This is a genomic window from Mesorhizobium sp. M7A.F.Ca.AU.002.02.1.1 (genome assembly GCF_003998535.1).
GTDB lineage: Bacteria > Pseudomonadota > Alphaproteobacteria > Rhizobiales > Rhizobiaceae > Mesorhizobium > Mesorhizobium ciceri.
In genome coordinates, this window is the sequence record NZ_RZPB01000599.1 from 1 (window position 1) to 3,693 (window position 3,693).

Sequence of the window (3,693 nt, forward strand, 5' to 3'; positions counted from 1 at the left end):
GCTCGTGGGGCTGGTCCTGTGCAGCAATGCGTCGATGGTTTACTTCGCTTTGGATTCGCTCCGTGTGGCAGTCGTCACGACGCTGGCCTGTTCGCTGCTGCTTCAGGCCGGCTACTTCGGCCGCGTGCTCTTTCTGATCTGGCAGTCCTCTAGCCGCGCTCGTGGAACTCGCCACAGGGGCCAGCATGCCGATGGTTACAGGAAAGCTCGGGTACCAGTCGTCTGACTCTGATCAACTGCGGAATGCAATTTTCAGCTGTGTCCCGGCTTGGTCGAATGCCCAGCATGTGCTGCTGCTTTGATGCGCGGATGACAGGATCAGTGCTCAGACCCACACCAATTTTGGTCACCCTCTGATGACTGAGCTGATCGTATAGGGAATCTGTGTTCGGCTAACACGCGACCATACCCCTGGGCTGACCGGTGCGTAGCAGGTTCAGGTACTTTTTTGCTGGAGATAGCATGCTGGAAAAATTCGAACGTTATCCGCTCACCTTTGGACCCACGCCGATCGAGAGGCTCGACCGCCTCGGCAAGCATCTGGGCGACAAGGTGGAAATCTACGTCAAACGCGAGGACTGCAACTCCGGTCTCGCGTTCGGCGGAAACAAGCTGCGCAAGCTCGAATACATTGTGCCCGACGCGATCGCGTCAGATGCCGATACGCTCGTCACAATCGGTGGCGTGCAGTCCAACCATACGCGCATGGTCGCTGCGGTCGCCGCCAAGATCGGCATGAAATGCCTCCTGGTCCAGGAGAGCTGGGTCCCACATGATGATGCTGTCTACGACCGGGTCGGCAATATCCTCTTGAGCCGCATCATGGGGGCAGAGGTGCGCCTGGTTGACGAGGGCTTTGACATCGGCATCCGCCGCAGCTGGGAAAAGGCACTTTATGAAGTCAAGGCAAGGGGCGGCAGGCCATATGCGATACCTGCCGGCGCCTCTGTCCACAAATACGGCGGCCTGGGCTATGTGGGGTTCGCTGAGGAGGTGCGTGCCCAGGAAGAGCAGCTTGGGTTTGCCTTCGACTATATCGTCGTCTGTACGGTGACTGGTTCAACCCACGGCGGCATGCTCGTCGGGTTCGCCAAGGATGGTCGACAGCGCAACGTGATCGGTATCGATGCCTCCGCCATGCCCGCCAAGACCAAGGCGCAGGTGCTTGGCATCGCCCAAAATACAGCGAAGCTCGTCCACCTCGGAGCGGAAATTGTCGAGGCAGACGTGGTGTTGTTCATGGACTACGCGTACCCGGGTTATGGCGTTCCATCGGAGGAAACCAAAGAGGCAATCCGTTTGTGCGCGCGGCTCGAGGGCATGATTACGGACCCCGTTTACGAGGGCAAATCGATGCAAGGGATGATCGACCTCGTCCAGAGGGGCTTCTTTCCACAGGGATCGAGGGTCCTCTACGCACATCTAGGCGGCGCACCGGCGATCAACGGGTACGGCTACACCTTTCGCAACGGCTGACGTTCGGCAGTCTGCGATTCCGCGGTCGCGCTCGAACGTGGGTAGGTAGCGTCGTTCGAGCGCTTGGCTGGAGAAGTGGAGGCAGCGACGGGCATCCACTAATTGGTACCATTACGTGCTGTCGGTGCTCAACGCCACGCGCATTGAGCGCATGCCGCCGTTGGCAACCGCGAGGCGAATTTTGACTCCGGGGCAAGAATCCACACGCGGCGGTGGCGGCACGAGGACCAAGCCGGCGAGTTCGCGCTTTCGAACTGGCGCCAAACTGCCACTGCTCGAGGGCCGAGGCCAGTCTAATCACAGGCGAGCCGTCCAAGCTCTCAAGAGTGATAGGGCGAAACCCGACAGCGGCAGAAGACATGTCGGGTTCACGACAATCGGCCGCATTTGGCCTCGTGGAGAATTTCAAAGCATTTCCCGCCGCTTACCGGAGCTGAGGGAATTGGCACCTCCGTTGCAGCTTGATGTGCGGCAACACGGTGAGAGCTTCGCTGAAGCAAGCCAGAGGGAGCGATGCCCTCGAGACCGTGTCCGATTTTGACTGGAAAATATTCCGCGACAAAAGAGACGAAAGGTGTGGAATGACTTTGGACACCAAGATGGAACTGCGTATGGGGTCCCCGGCTCCTGCGATCAAAGTGGAGAACTGGCTGCGTGGCGAGCCCCTCACGAACTTTCGGCCCGGCAAGGTCTACCTCGTTGAGTTTTGGGCGACTTGGTGCGGACCATGTGTCGACGCCATGCCCCATTTGATCGAACTGCAGGAGAAATATGAAGGCAGCGGATTTGAGGCGGTCGGAGTTGCCGCCTGCGAACAGGGTCCTACCGCAGACGAGGCGCGGACCAACGTGGATGCCTGGCTGACCGAGGAGTTCCCGAATCTGAATTATCGTATCGGGTTCGATTACATTGGCGAAATGAACAAGCTCTGGATGGATCCCAGCTCTTCGATTGGGATTCCCACCTCGTTCGTGGTCGACCGCGACGGCCACATCGCTTTTATCGGCCACCCGGCGGAACTCGATGACGTTTTGCCGAAAGTCCTTAACGGCAGCTGGCGCAGCAGCTATGAAGCGAAAGCCGCCGATGCAAAGCGCATCGCGCATAACCAACTTGCAGCGCGCGAAATGTCGCTTACCGGGCCGATATACGCCAAACTTGAGCCGGCGATGCAGGCCGAGGATTGGACGGCGGCGCTCTTGGCCATCGAAGAAGGCCTCGCCTTGATGCCAGACTCTTGTGAGTTCCGGCAGATTCATGCGGATCTTCTGCTTCACAAGCTGCGCGACATCAAGACCGGCATGCCGGTCATGCGAGAATTGGTCGAGGACGCGATCGACAAAACGTCCGACGCGGTGTCGTGGATGGCCTTGGCCCTCAACCAACTCTTCGATCCCACGATGGACAATTCCCATCTTCCGCGCGCGGAGCGCTTTGCGATGGGCAACGAGCTCTCGGAACAGATACTGGCACTCAATCCCCCGAACGGCGATGGCCCGTTTAAATACCTCCGGTACCTCCCGGTAGCTCAGTATTATTACGAGAGCGGCAACAAAGATCGCGCAATCGAGTTGATCGAGGTGGCACTGAAATCGGTGGACCGGCTGGGGCCAATTCCGGACCACACCAAACAGTACTATCTTACCCCATTGCTCGAAGCACTGGCCAACTACACGGGTGAGCCTGCCTGTCACGCGGATCTTTGTGTGGCTCCGCAAAAGAAGGCACCCGAAACTCAAAACGAAGTCACTTCCTGAGCAAGAATCGCGAAGGGACTGACAATTGGAATTGAACACTGGCCAATCCGCCCATCGAAGCTCTCTTCGCAGCAAGTATGTCGATGCAGCAGGGCGGCGGCTTGCGGAAGGTTGGATTTCAATTGCGTTGACCACCGGTCGGATCGCGGCGCAGACGATGTGCGCCGCGAATTCGCGCCGCAGGTCTCGCACTCGTGGACATGTCGAGGTCGGCCACGGGGCACTCTTGGGGTTGGCCCGCCCAAGCCATTCGTCGGCCACGCAAGCGGACCCGGAGTGGGCATCGCAGGAAAAGGAAATCGTACCTCGAAGACGAAGACTGAAATGACGAACAACGAAATTCCTCCGGTTGGCCCTGCTGTCAACAATGACGACGAGGCCCTTGCTTCCCCGTTCGTCAAATGCCTCCTGCGGCTCATTCGTACTCAGGATTCCTTCGGCTTATGGGAAGGCCATTCGG

Annotated in this window: 3 protein-coding genes; all 3 read left to right on the forward strand. The window is 58.6% G+C overall.

Features of this window, described 5'->3' with window-relative positions; all coding sequences use genetic code 11:
- A partial coding sequence (locus EN879_RS27565) for an exopolysaccharide production repressor protein (RefSeq protein ID WP_245466062.1) occupies positions 1-226 on the forward strand: 226 nt, incomplete at its 5' end.
- Between the two features lie 236 nt (positions 227-462).
- Complete coding sequence (locus tag EN879_RS27570; protein ID WP_024505903.1) at positions 463-1,476, forward strand: 1-aminocyclopropane-1-carboxylate deaminase; 1,014 nt, start codon at positions 463-465, stop codon at positions 1,474-1,476.
- Positions 1,477-2,075: 599 nt separating this feature from the next.
- Positions 2,076-3,233: a TlpA disulfide reductase family protein gene (locus tag EN879_RS27575; protein WP_063170386.1), complete on the forward strand. Its 1,158-nt coding sequence runs from the start codon at positions 2,076-2,078 to the stop codon at positions 3,231-3,233.
- Positions 3,234-3,693 lie beyond the last annotated feature (460 nt).